This window comes from Burkholderia cenocepacia, from assembly GCF_014211915.1.
GTDB classification, from domain to species: domain Bacteria; phylum Pseudomonadota; class Gammaproteobacteria; order Burkholderiales; family Burkholderiaceae; genus Burkholderia; species Burkholderia orbicola.
In genome coordinates this window covers 138,838-154,643 of record NZ_CP060040.1, presented here as the reverse complement: position 1 = coordinate 154,643, position 15,806 = coordinate 138,838, and the positions used below count along the sequence as shown (strand labels likewise).

Sequence of the window (15,806 nt, the reverse complement as noted above, 5' to 3'; positions counted from 1 at the left end):
CGATGGACAAGATCAAGACGCGGCCGTGGGATTCGGCCGAACACCTGAAAACCGAAGACGACATGGCCGACTACTTCGACGCCTGCCTGCAGGAGGCCGGCGACGATCCGGCCTTCATCGCGCATGCGCTCGGCGTGATCGCCCGTGCCCGCGGCATGTCGCAGGTCGCACGCGATGCGGGCCTGTCGCGCGAAGGGCTGTACAAGGCGCTGTCGCACGACGGCAATCCGAGCTTCGGCACGATCCTGAAGGTCATCAAGGCGCTCGGCCTGCAATTGCACGGCGCCAGGGCTGCCGCATGAGCCGGCGGTGCACGGCGCCGCGCCGCGGGTGCAATGCCCGTACCCGCGTCAGTGCAGCCACCCGGCCGCCCAGCGCGGCACCAGCGACACCAGATACAACCCGAGCCCGATCAGCCCGCCGACCAGCGTGCCGTTGATCCGGATGTATTGCAGATCCTTGCCGATGTTCAGCTCGATCTGCCGCGACATCTCGCGCGCATCCCAGTTGCGCACCGTGTCGCGAATGTGGCGCATCAGGAAATCGGCGAAATCGGGCGCCATCTCGTGCACGGCCCGCTCCACATGCTCGTTCAGCGACGCACGCAGCGCCGGGCTCCCGGCGAGCCGCGCACCGAGCCAGCCGCCCAGCGTCGCGGCCTGCCGGTGCAGCGCCGAATCGGGGCGGGCGAGATCGGCCTTCAGCCACGCACGCAACTGGTCCCACAAGTCGCGCGCATACTCGTTGAACGCGTCGCCGTCGCGAATATAGCGCTTGATCTCCTCGCCCTTCGCGATGAACGCGGGGTCGTGCTTCAGCCGCTCGGTCAGCCGCACGACCGTCCGGTCGAAGCGTTGCCGCAGCTCGTGCTCGGGGTCGGCCGCCACGCCTTCGAGCACGCGGCTCACCGCGCTCGCGAGCATGCGCGCGCCGTTCTCGCCGAACCACTGCGTCGGCATGATCTTCTCGACCTTCGGGTATTGCGTCTTCAGCCATTCGACGATGAAGCCCGCGATCACCTCGCGGTTCTCCTCCTTGTCGAGCACGTCGACCACCTGTTCGATCGCGTCGTCGAGCAGCGCCTGGTGGCGGCCGTCCTTCGTCAGCGTGTCGAGGATCGCGCCGGCCGATTGCGACAGGTCGACCCGGTCGATCACCGCGCGGAATGCATCGTGGACGAACGACTGGATCCGCGCGTCGTCGGTCATGTCGAGCGCGAAGCTCATCAGCTTCGTCACGTAGCCGCCGAGCGCGTCGGTGTTCGCCGGCTCGCCGAGCCACGCGCCGAGCTTCCGCGCGGGATCGTGCTGGCGGATCTGCGCGGCGAGCGCGTCGGGGCCGAGGAATTTCTCGCGCACGAATACCGCGAGGTTGTCGGCGATCTTGTCCTTGTTCTTCGGAATGATCTCGGTATGGCGCGACACGAACGGGATCGGTACGCGACGGAACAGCGCGACGACCGCGAACCAGTCGGCGAGCGCACCGATCATCGCGGCTTCGGCGACGGCCTTGAAACCGTCGACCCACGGGCCGCGCGGCAGCAGGATGGTGGTGACGAACACCGCGACGGCGGCCAGGAGCAGCCATAGCGCGCGGCGCTTGCTGCGTTTCAGTTCGAGAGCTTTGTCTGGCGTCATGGGCGACCGGTGAAACGGCAATGCCGCTAATATGCACCGATCGCCGACCGACGACAAACCCGCACGCCGGGCATGCCGCCCGGCACGGGCTTCGTCCACGTGCCCGTTGCCGGTGCGAACGCGGCCACGCCGGCCGCGTTCGCCCACCGTGTCACAGAAACGTTTTCAGGTTCACCGCCGGATCGGCCAGCTTCGCCGGATCGGGCACCGCCCCTGCCGCGATCAGCCGGCGCGACGCGCCGATGTCGCGCCCCAGGTTCGCCGCGGCCACTGCGACGATCCTGCCGTCGTCGCCGAGCCCGAACACCGTGAACGGCCCGCTCGCCGGATCGCCGCGCACGACGATCGTGCGCTCGCTGCCGAACAGCCCGAGCATCTGCACGTTGCAGTCGTACTGATCGGACCACAGCCACGGCAGCTCGGCATAGGTCTCGTCGGCGCCGAGCAGGTTCGCGGCCGCGACGGCCGGCTGGTTTTCGGCCACCTGCCACGATTCGATCCGCACATGCCGCCCGAGCAGCGGGTTGAAGTGCATCGTCACCTCGCCGGCCGCGAAGATCGCGGCATCGGCCGTGCGGCAGCCCGCGTCGACGCGTATCCCGTTGTCGACGTCGAGCCCGGCCGCCTGCGCCAGCTCGACGTTGGGCACCACGCCGATGCCGACCACGACGATGTCGGCCGGCACGTCGCCCTGATCGGTCTCGACGACTGCGCCGCCGCCCGGCGCGCGCCGAATCGCGCGCGGCAGCGTCGCCAACTGGAAAATCACGCCGCGCGCCTCGTGCAACCGGCGCGCGTACGCACCGACCACTTCCGGCAACGCGCGCTGCAGCAACCGCGGCGCCGGGTCGATCACCGTCACGTCGCAACCGAGCTGGCGTGCCGCCGCCGCGACCTCGAGGCCGATGAAGCCGCCGCCGAGCACCGCCACGCGGCGCCCGGGCGCCAGTCGCGCACGCAACGCACGCGCATCGTCGACCGTGCGGACGTAGTGCACGGCGACACCTTCGTCGATCGCCCCGCCGAACGGGCGCACGCGCGAGCCCGTCGCGAGCACGAGCCTGCCGTACGGCACCGTCGCGCCGTCGTCGAGCCGCACCCGCCGCGCGTCGCGCTCGATCGCGTCGACTCGCGTGCCGAGCCGCAGCTCGATGCGCTGCGTGTCGTACCACGCGGCATCGCGGATGAACGCGCGCCGTTCGCCGCCGTCCGTCAGCAGCGCGTCCTTCGACAGCGCCGGCCGGTCGTACGGCAGCTCGCGCTCCGCGCCGATCATCACGATGCGCGCCGTTGCATCGCGTTCGCGCAGTGCTTCTGCCGTACGCCGCGCCGCGTGGCCGGCGCCGACGATCACGAACGGATCAGCCGACATTGACTTCCACCTGCCCGTCGACGATCCGGATCGGATAGGTCCGCACCGGCTCGGTGATCGGCGCGCATTTCGGCGCGCCGGTGCGAATGTCGATCAGCCCCTGGTGCAGCGGGCATTCGACGCAGCCGTCCTCCACATAGCCTTCGGACAGCCGCGCATGGCCGTGCGTGCAGAGGTCGTGCATCGCGAACAGTTCGTCGCCGATCCGGAACACGGCGATCGGCTTCTGGCCGGCGACGCGTGCCGCCGGTTCGTCTTCGGAGAATTCGTCGAAAGCGCCGAGCGGATGCCACTCGGCCAGCGTTGCTTCGGTCATGTCGGTTCCTTGCTTCGTCAGAGCGGTCAGATCGATCAGATCGGCGTCGCGAGCAGCGTCTGCACGCGGGACGTGTCGTAGATCACGCGCTTGGTCTTGTAGCGCAAGCCGTCGGGCGTGCGCACGACCGTGTCGTAGTACTTGCCGGCCTGGTACACGTTCGATTCGCCGTTGCTGCGCGTCTGCACGACCACGTAATTGCTCTCGGTATCGAACTCGCCGTCGCGTTCGGCGACGATCGTCAGGCCCGACGTCATGTGCCGGTACGTGTGCTCCTCGTAGATGTTCGCGTGCCGCAGCGACACCACGCGGTCGCGCAGCATCCGCTGGTTCGTGCAGTGGACGATCCCGACCGGCAGCCCGAGATCGGCGTTCTCCTTCGGCACGATTTCGTACGTGCAGTCCTCGGTGAACATCTCCGGCCAGTGTTCGAGCCGGTCGTTGTCGAGGTGCCCGATGTAGCGGTTCTGGAGCATGTAAATCTCGAACCACGTCGTCATGTCTTCCGTCATTTTTTGCTCCCGCCTCAATAGCCCATCAGCTTCTGGTAGCCGACCCAGAACTTGCGGATCAGGCTCTCGGTGATCACCGTGTCCTGCTGTTCCGGATTGCCGCGCGACATCTCGATCACCGACGTCGCGTCGGCATCGCGCACCGTCCCGCGCTGCACGAGCTCGGTCGCCTCCGTGTCTTCCATCGAGATGTAGCCGGCCGGCCCGACGAGGTTCGCCTGCTTGATGCGCAGCGCGCGCAGCTCGGGCGTGTCGTCCGCATAGCCGAAGAAGTGGAAGATCAGCTCGAAGTTGTCCGGGCCCTTCGGCAGGATCTGCCGCGCGACCAGCGTGTTGTGGATCTGCTGGATCACGAGCTGCGGAAAGATCGGCTGGATATGGTTCGTGCAGTCCTCGTCGTATTCCGACACGAGATCGAGGATCGATTCGTCCTCCAGATGGAAACCTTCGTCGAACGAACGGATGTTCTGCTGCTTGTACGCGGCCGACGTATCGTCGCCCGTCTTCGTCACCGTGATGATGCTGTGCAGCCCGTGATTCGCATCCGGAATCGAGCGCGCCTTCATGCCGACGCGGAAGATGTTGAAGGTCGTATGGAACAGATGCAGCATGCTCGCGTGATACGGGTCCTTCACGTTCTCCATGTACAGCTTCCAGTTCGACTTCGAATACTGGCGCGTGCAGCCGAGATACTCGATCGGCTTGTGGAAGATCCGGTCGATCCACGGGCGCATCTGCTCGCCGAGATACTCGGGCAGCGGCGCCACTTCGTCGCTGAAGGTCGCGAATACGAGCCCGCGATAGCTGTCCACGCGCAGCTTGCGCAGCCCGTGCTGCTTCGGATCGAAATCGGCCGGCATCCCGGTCATCCCCTTCTGGCCGCGCCGGAACGGCACGCCGAGCAGGTTGCCCTGGTTGTCGAAGCTCCACTGGTGATAGACGCACGTGTGCGAACTCGCGTTGCCGCGCGACTTGCGGCATACCTGCGCGCCGCGGTGCGCGCAGCGGTTCACCCACGCGGACAGCGCGCCGTCCTCGGTGCGCGTGACGACCACCGGCGTGTCGCCGACGAACGTGCTCTTGAAGTCGCCGGCGTTCGGGATTTCCGCTTCGAGCGCGACGAAGTTCCACGTCGGCCCGCGGAAGATGCGTTCCTGCTCGCGATCGTAGACCGCCCGCGAGCTGAACACCTTGTACGGCACGCGCGAGCCGTCGTCGTGCGGGAAGGTCACGTCGGACGCGTCGCCGCGCGTGGCAAAAACGACGGGCGATTCTGTCTGCTCCATGTCGGACTCCTTGTGGTTCCGTTGCGTTGAATGCATGGAGCCGATTTTTGAAAAGCTAATATTCGGCGTCTATCCGGAAAGTGCGATTGCGGCGGCGCAATATCCACTTTCGGCGGATTTCTGCGCTAGCATGGCGGCACACGCGGCCGCCGCACGATCGCGACCTATTCGTCGGATCGAAGCGCGCGTCGTCCATACCAAGGCACAGGCCCATGTCCCCAACGTCGTTCGAGCCGCTCGCGCTGCGCGCGCACCGGCTGTTCGAATCCCGCGATCTCGACGAGACGCGCGAGCGGATCTCGCGCGTGATGCAACCGCACGCGCTGCTGCCGAGCGGCCGTGTGCAGGGTGCGTCGCACATGGATTTCGTCAGGCTGGGCGGGCTCGGGATCGGCACGATCGCGTTCGGCGACGCGATGCGCGTGCAGGTCGATGCCGTCGACGGCTACTACCTGCTGATGTTCTGCCTGTCCGGCCAGGCCGAAGTGCGCGCGATGGGGCGGCAACTCGGCGTCGATGGCCAGACCGGCGTGCTGTGCGCACCTGGCGAGCGCTTCGACGCGGTGCTGTCGGCCGATTGCGAGCAGTTCGTGCTGCGCATCGACGCGGCGACCGTCGGCGCGCTGACCGGCGACCCGCGCGCGATGCTCGACCCGGTGCTGCACGTGAGCGACACCGCGCTCGCCGCGTGGCGCCAGCAACTGATGCTCGTCGCGCGGTCGCCCGAGCTGCTCGAACGCGCGAATGCGAACCCGCGGGTCGCATCGCAGCTCGAGCATCTGCTGATCGACCTGCTGATCGAAGGCCATCCGCCGTCCATACCGCAGGCGTCGCATCGCGACCCGGCGCCGGGCTTCGTGCGGCGCGCGCAGGAGTTCGTCGATGCGCACTACGCGCAGCCGCTGCAGCTCGCCGATATCGTCCAGGCCGCCAACGTGCCCGAACGGACGCTGCGCGACGCGTTCCTGCAATTCCGCGGGATGAGCCCGATGCAATATCTGCGCGCGACGCGGCTCGACCATGCGAGGGAGTTGCTGCGTGGGTCGACATCCGAGCGGCGGATCGCCGATATCGCGCTCGATTGCGGGTTTACCCACCTGGGCCGGTTCGCGATCGCGTATCGGGAGAAGTTCGGCGAATCGCCGTCGGAAACGCTCGACGCGAAGCGTCAGGCTTGACCGTCCGTCGGCGCCCTGCGCTTTTGCGCACCGCGCTCACCACACGACGGCTTGCCAGCCAGCCTTGACGGTGCCGGAACGACATCTCGTCGCACTGCCCGTTCCGAATTCGGCGGCGCGCCCCGGACCCGGCCGTTAGTTGCAATTTATAACGTGAACGCCGACTGTCACGCCGCCGGCACGATCATCTCCCGCGCAATCGCGCAGAACGCCGCCGTGGCCGCGCTTTCGCCGTGCAGCCGGCGGCTCATGATGATCGGCGACGTCGCGCCCGGCTCCGGCAGCCGCCGGTAGACGACGCCCTTCACGCGCACGCCCTCCACGCTCTCCGGCACCAGCGACACGCCCACCTGCGCGGCGACGAGCCCGAGCGCCGTCTGCAGCTCGCGCACCTCGTGCACGGCCGCCGGCACGACCGCGCCGTCGCGCAGCGCCGACAACTGCTGATCGGCGAAGCTCGGCCGCGGCGTGCTCGGGTAGACGATCACCGTCTCGTTCGCGAGATCCGCGAGCGTCAGCGGCCGGGCCGGATCGGCGAGCCGATGCCCGGCCGGCAGCGCCGCGATCAGCTTTTCCTCGATCAGCGCCTCGCGCACCAGCTGGTCGTCGTCGAAGCGCAGGCGGCCGAATCCCACGTCGATCCGCCCGCCCTTCAGCGCGCCGAGCTGTTCGAGCGTGAACATTTCGATCAGCGACAGCTCGACGTCCGGCTGCGCCTCGCGAAACGCACGGATCACGTCCGGCAGCGCGCCGTACAGCGCCGACGGGACGAAGCCGATCACGATCCGCTCCGACAGTTGCGCGAGCCGTCGCGTGAGCGGCCCCAGTTCGTCGGCCTGGTCGACCAGACGTTTCGCCTGCGCATAGAACACGCGCCCGGCATCGGTCAGTTTCAGCGGCCGCGCGCCGCGCTCGAACAGCGGCAGCCCGATCTCCTCCTCGATCGCCTGGAGCTGGCGGCTCAGCGGCGGCTGCGTCATGTGCAGCCGCTCCGCCGCCCGCGTGATGTTCATTTCCTCGGCGACGGCGATGAAGTAACGGAGCTGACGCAATTCCATTTCATGCCTCAAAGGTATGGAAGTAGTCGGAAAGAGTGTTGGACGACGCGGGGCGGGAATTCCTACCATGTGCACCAACAGGAGGAATCGCATGATAGCAACTGCCGCCACCATCGAACGCATCGACACGCTGCTGGTCGACGTGCCGACGATTCGGCCCCACAAATTGTCGGTCGCGACGATGAATTGCCAGACCCTCGTGCTGGTCCGCGTTCGATGCACGGACGGTATCGAAGGCGTCGGCGAGGCGACGACCATCGGCGGTCTCGCGTATGGCGAGGAGAGCCCCGAAAGCATCAAGGTCAACATCGACACCTACTTCGCGCCGCTGCTGCAAGGCATGGACGCGACGCGCCCGGGCGCCGCGCTGGCGCTGGCGCGCAAGCTGTTCCAGGGCAACCGCTTCGCGAAGTGCGCGATCGAGACCGCGCTGTTCGACGCGCAGGCGCGGCGCCTGGGCGTGCCGCTGTCCGAGCTGTTCGGCGGCCGGCGGACCGATGCGGTCGATGTCGCGTGGACGCTCGCGAGCGGCGACACGCAGCGCGACATCGCGGAAGCCGAAGCGATGCTCGACGCCCGCCGCCATCGCGCGTTCAAGCTGAAGATCGGCTCGAACGCGGTCGCGGACGACGTGGCCCACGTGGTCGCGATCAAGCGCGCGCTCGGCGAGCGCGGCGACGTGCGGGTCGACGTGAACCAGGCCTGGAGCGAAACCGACGCGATCTGGGCCGGCGCGCGGCTGGCCGACGCGGGCGTGAGTCTCGTCGAGCAGCCGATCGCCGCGACCAACCACGCGGGGCTCAAACGCCTCACGCAGCTTGCGCAGGTGCCGATCATGGCCGACGAGGCGCTGCACGGCCCCGTCGATGCGTTCGCGCTCGCGCAGGATCGCGCGGCCGACGTGTTCGCGGTGAAGATCGCGCAGTCGGGCGGCCTGCAGGGCGCGGCGAGCGTCGCGTCGATCGCGGCGGCGGCCGGCATCGAACTGTACGGCGGCACGATGCTCGAAGGCGCGGCCGGCACGATGGCGTCCGCGCAACTGTTCAGCACGTTCGACTCGCTGAAATGGGGCACCGAACTGTTCGGCCCGCTGCTGCTCACCGAAGAAATCCTCGTCGAGCCGCTGCGTTACGAGGATTTCAAGCTGCATCTGCCGGCGACGCCCGGCCTCGGCATCACCTTCGACTGGGCCCGCATCGAACGGATGCGACGCGGCGCCCGCTGATCCCCACACGACAACCGACACCGGAGACACAGATGAACAAGCAAGCCATCGACGCCCTGCTGAAGACCTTCGACGACGCCGCCGAGAAGCCCGGCAACCCGCGCGTGCGCGCGATCGTCAACCGGATCGTGAAGGACATCTGCTACACGATCGAGGACTTCGACGTGCAGCCGAGCGAATTCTGGACGGCCCTGAACTACCTGAACGAAGCCGGCCGCGAATTCGGGCTGATCGCCGCGGGCCTCGGCCTCGAACGCTTCCTCGACGTGCGGATGGACGAAGCCGAGGCAAAGGCCGGTATCCAGGGCGGCACGCCGCGCACGATCGAAGGTCCGCTGTACGTCGCCGGCGCGCCGGAATCGGTCGGCCACGCGCGGCTCGACGACGGCACCGATCCGGGCCAGACGCTGGTCATGCGCGGCCGGGTGCTCGGCCAGGACGGCGCACCGCTCGCGAACGCGCTGGTCGAGGTGTGGCATGCGAACCATCTGGGCAATTACTCGTACTTCGACCCGTCGCAGCCCGCGTTCAACCTGCGCCGCTCGATCCGCACCGATGCCGAAGGCCGCTACAGCTTCCGCAGCGTGCTGCCGGTCGGCTACAGCGTGCCGCCGGGCAGCAAGACCGAGCAACTGCTCGACCAGCTCGGCCGCCACGGCCATCGTCCGGCGCACATCCACTTCTTCGTTTCGGCGGACGGTTATCGTAAGCTGACGACGCAGATCAACATCGATGGCGATCCGCATCTGTGGGACGACTTCGCATTCGCGACGCGCGACGGGCTGATCCCGCCGGTCAGGCAGGCGGAGGGCGCGGAAGGCAAGCCGTACGGCGTCGACGGGCAGTTCGCGCTGATCGACTTCGACTTCTCGCTGCTCAAGGACAAGCAGGACGTGCCGGGCAGCGAAGTCGAGCGGGCCCGCGCGCAGGCGTGAGCGCCCTTCCCGTTCGACGAATCGACAACGCAAGGAGTGCAGGATGCTGTTTCATGTGGAAATGACCGTTCGCCTGCCGGCGGACATGGACCCGGTGAAGGCGGCCACGCTGAAGGCCGAAGAAAAGGCGATGTGCCAGCGGCTGATGAACGAAGGCGTCTGGCGCCATCTGTGGCGAATCGCCGGGCAGTATGCGAACGTCAGCATCTTCGACGTCGAAAGCGTGCAGCAGCTGCATGACGTGCTGAGCCAGTTGCCGCTGTTTCCGTATATGGAGATGGAGGTGCGGGCGCTGTGCCGGCATCCGTCTTCGGTGCGGGACGACGATCGGTAGGCGAGACGTCGCCGAGGCCGCCATGTTGCCGCCTCGGCAGCGCGCTGTACGGGCGGCCCGCGGTTTCATCCCGGGCCGCCCTGTTTCACGTTGACGGCCGCGAAATCGAATCGCATCGTCGGGGCCGTCGCGCGTTCAGCCTGCCGGCATCATCGGGACGCCTTCGCGGACGCGCCGCCGGCCGCGAGCAGAAGCTGGTCGACCAGCTCGAGTTTCAACGGCTTGTCCGCGTCGAGCTTCTTTTTCTCGATCACGACCTTCCAGCCGTCGCCGCTACCGGGATTGCGGTAGAAAGCGACGATCGCGACATACTTCGTATCAGGCTGCATCGGCTGCGAGAGGCTGGCGGCGGCGCCCGGGTTCAGGGCCGTCGCCATGTCGGCCCGCAGATCCTGCGCGAGCACGGTCCGGTCGTGCTTCAGCAAGTCGTCGTAGGAGGCGCCATCGAACATCTTGCGGTCCTTGAGCTGGTACACGCGCACCGCGACCGACGTCGGGCGGCCGGCATCGTCCGGATTCAGCGCCTCACGCGCGGACAGGTCGATGTTGAGCACCTTGACCTGCTTGAAGAAAACAGCGCGATAGGCGTCCGACGATGCATCCGAGACAGTCTGCCAAGCGCCGCAGCCCGACAGCAGCGTGACGGATGCGAGGGTTGAAGTAACGAAACGGCGTGTCATCAACGTTCCTGAAATAGTCATGTAACGAATAACCTTCGAGTCTTGCGTCGGTAGACCTATGCGAATCCGGGATAAATGCTCTCGATGATTGCGCCAGGGAAAGAACGTCGGCCTTCAGCTAGCAGCCCATGTTCTCCGTTCGCACATGCAGGGCAGTAAGGTGTGGATTGGGCCCGGGCGCCGGAAACGCTTCGTACACGCCGAGCGCAATGTTGATCTGACGCGCCTCGTCGGCGGGCAGCACGGTCGTCCATCCTAGGCGCGGCGCCTGATCGGCCTGCGTCGGACCGATCGCCGGTTTCGGCGCGTGACGCGACGACAGCTCCATGCGCAGGTGTACGTCGGCCTTGACACCGACATACAGCTGCACGAACGCCATCAGCTCACGATGCAGCCATGCGCCAGGCAGGAGATCGTGGGCCTGCTGCGCATCCACCGGTCGCAGCGTCAAGCGCACCGCGCGGCTGCGATAGGCCATCCGCTTGCCCAGCACGTAGCCGCCTCCGAGGCCCCGCCGCATGCCCGCTTCCGATGAACCGGCAAACCTGCCGGATGACGTCAGCGGCTGCGGCTGTCCGGCACGCGTGCCGACTGGAAAGAACTCGTCGACGCGCACCCCGATGCCGGGTACGGCGAGCGCGACGACGCCCGCCAGGCCTTCGGGCGTGCGCGTGTGCTGGATCAGCAGCCCCAGCAGCGCGAGCAACCGCGAATCCGGCAGGCCGGCGCGCCGCGGCTTGTCGCCCCACCCGAAGCCGGCCAGGCACAGCAGGTTGCGCGAATGCACGTCGCTGCCGCCCGGGCGGAAGCTTTCCGGGTAGCGGTATTTCTTCCACGCGCGGTACAGCAGCGTGACGTACCGGTGATTGAACGGGTCGAGAAACGCTTCGACGACCTCATGCCCCTCCTCGCGCAACACGATCTCGTCGATCATGTGCGGCGGCATCGCCGCGTCGACGCCATACAGGCCCATGAACGTCGTGCGTACGGTCGGCGGCACATCGGGGCGCTCGTCGTCAAACTCTACCGCCGAGATTTCTCCCGCCGGAAAGCCGACGCGCGGACGCGGTCGAAAGCGCACGGGCTCGTGCTCGGCCGTATCCCGCGTACCCAGGCCCGGCGAGTCAGGCACACGCACCTCGAGCAACCTGCAAAGCTGCATGAAGTTCATGCGCGGCGCGCGCGCGAGCAGCGACGCGACCAGCGGCTCGAGATTCGGCAACGCGTCCCCCGAGGGGACATCTTGCGGGGCGTACGGCTTCATAGCGGCGCCCGTTGCGCCTTGCTGCGCGGCCACACGGTCCGGGCCTGCGACGGCAGGCTGATGATCGACAGCTTCGTGAACAGGTTGATCTCTGCGTATTGCGCGAAGAAGCGATGCAGCAACTCGCCGAACAGCATCACGTCACCCTCGCCCGCGAACGCATGCGAATCGAGCGTCACCTCGATCAGCACGCCCCGCTCGACCGAGCCACCGGTTACTTCCTCGAGCAATTCCTGTGAGACCCACAGAATGCCCGCCAGCCGCCGGCGGTTCAGCTCGTCGTCGGTCCAGTCGTACAGCGCGAGCGCCCCGCGCAACACTTCTGCGTTCATCATCGACAGGAAGTTCGGCGCGAGGTGCGACAGCACGCGCCACTGGAAACGGTCTTCGGTTGGCGGATACAGCGGCAACGTCGGCGACACGAGATTGCGCACGCCCGCGACGTTCGGCGTGCTGGCCGCCAGCTCGTCGAGACTCGCTTCCCGCAGCCCCTTGCGCGGCAACAGGCCGTTCGTGCCCGTCACGCGCAGCGACAGGCTTTCCTCGGGCAGCGTGTCCATCGTCTCCCACGCGTGACCGCCGAGAATCACCCAGGTTTCGTGCAGGCCCGACACACCCGGCCGCACACGCGTATGGAAATAACGCTCCGGCGCCTCGTGCCGCAGCATGCCGCCGCGGTGCCGGAACGTCGCGAACGGCACGTATTCGTAACGCTCGGCCGAGTCGTGATCGAACGTCGCGATCGCATCGACCGAATAGGTTTCGACGTGCTCGCCCTGATGGCCGGCCGGCACCACGCGATATTCGGTATCGTGATGGTCGATCTCGATCGGCTCCGCATCCAGCTCGAACAGGTTGATCACCGGGCTGCAGAAAAGGCGCACGTTCTCGGCGCCGAACCGCTGGTCCGACGGATAAGCCTGCTTCAGCACGAGCTCCAGCTCGAAGCGGGTCGACCCTTCGGGCAGTTTCGCGATGTCCAGTCCGCACAGGTCGACGAACAGGAATTTTTCGCGGAACGTGAAGTACTCGAGCAGCAGCTGGTAGCCCGAGAACGCCGCGTCGGGCTTCGGCCACAGCCGCTCCTCGGTCGAGAAGCCGGCTGGCTCGATCGTCACGCCGGCGAGCGGCACCGCTTCGCCGTCGCGGATTTCCGGTATCCGCCAGTGGACCGCGTCCACCTGTCGTGTGAGCGCGAGATGCATCGCGAACGCGGTCGGCAGGTCCGCGTTCAGGTGCAGGCGCACCCGCGACAGATCCGTTTCGTTGCGCAGCGCCGATCCATGAAGCGCGAAACCGAGCCGGATCACGGAACGGCCGTCATGCCGCACGGTCGGCCCTGCATGCGTGATCGAGAGCGGCTGCAGCGTGACAGCCTGCGTGGTCCGGTACAGGCACTGCACGGTTTTCGGTGTCGTGCCTTCGGCGCCGGCCGCAGGCGGCACGGCAATCGGCGCGGAACGCACGGGCACGCCGGCCGGCACCACTTCGGTCTTCTGCAGTTTTTCCGCGAGCGGGATCAGCTCGACCACCGCCAGCGACGGGATCATCCGCAGATAGTGCGGCCACAGCAGGCTGACGAGCCCTTCGGTGAGTTCCGGCAGTTCGTCGTCGAGCTTCTGCCGAAGCCGGCCGGTCAGGAACGCGAAGCCTTCGAACAGCCGCTCGACGTAGGGATCGCGATCGCCGACGCGATCGAGGTTGAGCAGGCGCGCGCGGTCGGGATGCGCCTTCGCGAATTCCTTGCCGGACTCGCGCAGATAGCGCATCTCCGCTTCGTAATAGCGCAGGATCGGGTCGTCTTTTTCCATCTTTACTCGCAATAAACTCGATAACGTCGCCATCCGATCATCACTCACGCGGATTTGTTGCCACGTGACTCTGGACCATAGAACTCTTTTTAAATTGATCTGGCTTCGCAATCAATGAAAACACCATGCCGACTACTGCGCCAAACGGGACGAAGAAAATTGGCCATGCCCAGTTTCCGCTCAAACCGGCGTCATGCAGTCGACGGACCTGCGTTGCGACTCCAACCCAGATCACAAAGCAAATGGCCGTGAATCCGATAAAGTTCGGCAGGAATTCATAACCGAGCCAATTCAGCCTGAATATCTTGATTACGAAAAGCATGAATGCGATTGCAAACATGGTTGCCGCATATTCGCGCCGAGTGGCCCGCCCCCGAGGGGTAGATCGCCTTTTAATCCATTCAATCACGTGTATTACCTCCAATAGTGCGACCTTCAGGTCGTGTGCTCCCGTAAGGGAGTGCTTTCTCGCGCGTCGACTTCCCAAGTCAAGCACTTCATGAGAGCGTGATAGCCCGGGACGGGTCCAGCGCTGTCAGTTCCGCCCGCAATTCGCCGATGCGGCGTGCAAGCGCCGGTTTGTCGGCGTCCTTGCGGTTGCTCATCGCTTTCAACGAACGGACCAGTTGCTGCTTGACCTCGAACGCCAGCGCAGGCTCCCAGCGCATCAGCGGCAGCGACCGGGATGACGTGTCGAGCTCGGCAAGCAGCGCGAGCGCCGTATCGGGACGCCCCGCGTGATCGGCGAGACGCGCCATCACCAGCCGTTGCAGATAGCGGTGACGATCGGTCCTCATGCCCGGCAGCGCTTCGAGCCACGCGAATGCGGCTTCGATGCCTTCGCGCGCGGCCACGTCGCGCGCCTGCGCCTCGATTTCCGGCCAGTCGCCGGCGATATCGCCAACGCTCCCGGCCGACACGGGCAGCGGCGCAACGGCTTCGCCCGCTTCGAGGTCGCGTACGACCGCGTGCCGCGCGATCCATTCGAGCGTCGTATCGTCGGCGAACGGCGTGCCGTCGTTGAACGCCAGCCGCTCGATGCCCGGCAAGCGTTCGAGGAACAACGCGAAATCCGCGCGCAGCAGTTCGCGCCATGTGTGATACGGCGCGCCGACGTGGTCGAGTGCGACATGCTGGAAGTACTGCAGGTCGAACCACAAGTGATTGGCGCCTTCCATGAACGCGCCTTCGACGCGTTCGAGCAGTTCGTGCCACTGCTTCTGCAGTACGAGCCGCTTCATCTGCTGGCGCAATTCCCCGCGCGGCGGCACGAGGCGCGTATGCGATGCCGCGTCCGCCGGCGGCACCTCGTGCAGCGTGTCCCAGCGGGCGCTGCGCACGATCCGCACCGACGGCAGATAGCCGTTTTCCTGATCGCGAAGCCACACCGCCATCGCGCGCGCCTGATCCAGCAGATCGCGCGTGGAAGCAATCGCGCCCGGCGTACCGGATGCGGCCGCCGACGAGGACGGCATGGCGATCTCGGGTTCGCTCCCACGAGTCGGTTCGTCTTTGCGCGCGAAACGGGCGATCAGCGGCTGCAGGTTCGGGCGCGCCGCTTCCGGCCACGCGCTCGTGCCGGCCACCAGCACGTCGAGCGCGGCAAGCGAGCGTTCGAGATCGGCGGGCGCGAATTCGCCGCGACTGTCCAGCAGCTCGATCATGCGGGTGGTCGCCAGCATCTCGAGCGCGCCCTTCTTCGCCTCGGCGCGCGCGGGCAGCATCGCCTCGCCGAATCGGTCGACGAGCGTGGCCGCCAACTCGAGCCCGTCCGCGAAGCCGGCGGGGCCGTCTTGCCGAAGTCGAGCGAATGCGAAGTAGCCCGCCAGACGCAGATCCTTGCCGGTTTCCTTGATCAGTTGCTCGCAGGAGCGAACGATCAGCCCATCATCGATGCCGGACAGCTTTTGCGTTTCATCCCGCAATTCGAAGAACGCGTCCTCGTAGCCGGGGTCGCGACCGACACCGGAATCGCCCGCGAGCGGTTGCAGCCAAGCATCCCACGTGTCGCCACGCACCTTTGTGAGCGACGCGTCGCGATTTCCGCCGACGAGCGTTTTGACGAAATTTAACGGCGCGGATCGGGACTCCGCGGACGCGGACGTTGTCGCCAGCGATGCGGTGGCCCGCGGCGGTACATGCCCGGATGACGCGCTGCCCATGGCGGCACCGCGTGCGGCGGGTCGATCGACCGCGTT

Annotated in this window: 16 protein-coding genes; 5 read left to right on the top strand and 11 right to left on the bottom strand. The window is 66.7% G+C overall.

What is annotated here, in order from left to right; genetic code table 11:
• Positions 1-2: 2 nt before the first annotated feature.
• Positions 3-302 (top strand): addiction module antidote protein, encoded by a 300-nt coding sequence (locus tag SY91_RS17275; protein ID WP_006479525.1) that lies wholly within the window; start codon positions 3-5, stop codon positions 300-302.
• 48 nt (positions 303-350) lie between these two features.
• Here SY91_RS17275 and SY91_RS17270 read toward each other — a convergent pair whose 3' ends face one another.
• The 5 genes from SY91_RS17270 to andAc all read right to left on the bottom strand — a co-directional run bounded on the left by SY91_RS17270 (position 351) and on the right by andAc (position 5,123).
• On the bottom strand, positions 351-1,637 hold the full coding sequence (locus SY91_RS17270) for a DUF445 domain-containing protein (protein WP_043886619.1): 1,287 nt from the start codon (positions 1,635-1,637) through the stop codon (positions 351-353).
• A gap of 151 nt (positions 1,638-1,788) precedes the next feature.
• On the bottom strand, positions 1,789-3,009 hold the full coding sequence (gene andAa / locus SY91_RS17265) for an anthranilate 1,2-dioxygenase system ferredoxin--NAD(+) reductase (protein ID WP_023474957.1): 1,221 nt from the start codon (positions 3,007-3,009) through the stop codon (positions 1,789-1,791).
• A complete protein-coding gene (gene andAb / locus SY91_RS17260; RefSeq protein ID WP_006479527.1) occupies positions 2,999-3,325 on the bottom strand; it encodes an anthranilate 1,2-dioxygenase ferredoxin subunit AndAb in 327 nt (108 codons plus the stop codon). Before andAb ends, andAa begins: the two co-directional genes overlap by 11 nt.
• Positions 3,326-3,360: 35 nt before the next feature.
• Positions 3,361-3,837, bottom strand: coding sequence for an anthranilate 1,2-dioxygenase small subunit AndAd (gene andAd / locus SY91_RS17255; RefSeq protein WP_023474958.1), 477 nt, complete (start codon positions 3,835-3,837; stop codon positions 3,361-3,363).
• A gap of 14 nt (positions 3,838-3,851) precedes the next feature.
• Positions 3,852-5,123 (bottom strand): anthranilate 1,2-dioxygenase large subunit AndAc, encoded by a 1,272-nt coding sequence (gene andAc, locus SY91_RS17250; protein WP_023474959.1) that lies wholly within the window; start codon positions 5,121-5,123, stop codon positions 3,852-3,854.
• A gap of 212 nt (positions 5,124-5,335) precedes the next feature.
• Between andAc and andR the strand changes: the two genes are divergently transcribed.
• Positions 5,336-6,301: an anthranilate 1,2-dioxygenase regulatory protein AndR gene (gene andR, locus SY91_RS17245; RefSeq protein WP_023474960.1), complete on the top strand. Its 966-nt coding sequence runs from the start codon at positions 5,336-5,338 to the stop codon at positions 6,299-6,301.
• Between the two features lie 167 nt (positions 6,302-6,468).
• Here the strand turns inward: andR and SY91_RS17240 are convergent, their stop codons facing one another.
• The gene (locus SY91_RS17240; RefSeq protein ID WP_023474961.1) at positions 6,469-7,359 is read right to left on the bottom strand and encodes a LysR family transcriptional regulator; all 891 of its coding nucleotides are present in this window, start codon (positions 7,357-7,359) and stop codon (positions 6,469-6,471) included.
• A 91-nt stretch (positions 7,360-7,450) separates the two neighbouring features.
• Between SY91_RS17240 and SY91_RS17235 the strand changes: the two genes are divergently transcribed.
• Genes SY91_RS17235 through catC form a run of 3 tightly spaced genes read left to right on the top strand, consistent with a single transcriptional unit; the run spans position 7,451 to position 9,853 of the window.
• Positions 7,451-8,584 (top strand): muconate/chloromuconate family cycloisomerase, encoded by a 1,134-nt coding sequence (locus tag SY91_RS17235; RefSeq protein ID WP_023474962.1) that lies wholly within the window; start codon positions 7,451-7,453, stop codon positions 8,582-8,584.
• A gap of 32 nt (positions 8,585-8,616) precedes the next feature.
• Positions 8,617-9,519, top strand: a complete 903-nt coding sequence (gene catA, locus SY91_RS17230; protein WP_023474963.1) for a catechol 1,2-dioxygenase — start codon at positions 8,617-8,619, stop codon at positions 9,517-9,519.
• A gap of 43 nt (positions 9,520-9,562) precedes the next feature.
• On the top strand, positions 9,563-9,853 hold the full coding sequence (catC, locus tag SY91_RS17225) for a muconolactone Delta-isomerase (RefSeq protein ID WP_006479534.1): 291 nt from the start codon (positions 9,563-9,565) through the stop codon (positions 9,851-9,853).
• A 149-nt stretch (positions 9,854-10,002) separates the two neighbouring features.
• On the opposite strand, the gene tssJ is transcribed toward catC, so the two are convergent.
• The 5 genes from tssJ to tssA form a co-directional block, all read right to left on the bottom strand.
• Positions 10,003-10,533 (bottom strand): type VI secretion system lipoprotein TssJ, encoded by a 531-nt coding sequence (tssJ, locus tag SY91_RS17220; RefSeq protein ID WP_185921278.1) that lies wholly within the window; start codon positions 10,531-10,533, stop codon positions 10,003-10,005.
• A 118-nt stretch (positions 10,534-10,651) separates the two neighbouring features.
• A complete protein-coding gene (tssG, locus tag SY91_RS17215) occupies positions 10,652-11,797 on the bottom strand; it encodes a type VI secretion system baseplate subunit TssG (protein ID WP_043886636.1) in 1,146 nt (381 codons plus the stop codon).
• Entirely contained in the window at positions 11,794-13,608 is a 1,815-nt protein-coding gene (gene tssF, locus SY91_RS17210; RefSeq protein ID WP_006479539.1) for a type VI secretion system baseplate subunit TssF, read from the bottom strand. Before tssF ends, tssG begins: the two co-directional genes overlap by 4 nt.
• A gap of 40 nt (positions 13,609-13,648) precedes the next feature.
• Positions 13,649-14,017 carry a DUF805 domain-containing protein gene (locus SY91_RS17205; protein WP_185921277.1) on the bottom strand — a complete coding sequence of 123 codons (369 nt, stop codon included), beginning with the start codon at positions 14,015-14,017 and terminating at the stop codon, positions 13,649-13,651.
• 88 nt (positions 14,018-14,105) lie between these two features.
• Positions 14,106-15,626, bottom strand: coding sequence for a type VI secretion system protein TssA (tssA, locus tag SY91_RS17200; RefSeq protein ID WP_313771544.1), 1,521 nt, complete (start codon positions 15,624-15,626; stop codon positions 14,106-14,108).
• Positions 15,627-15,806: the final 180 nt, after the last annotated feature.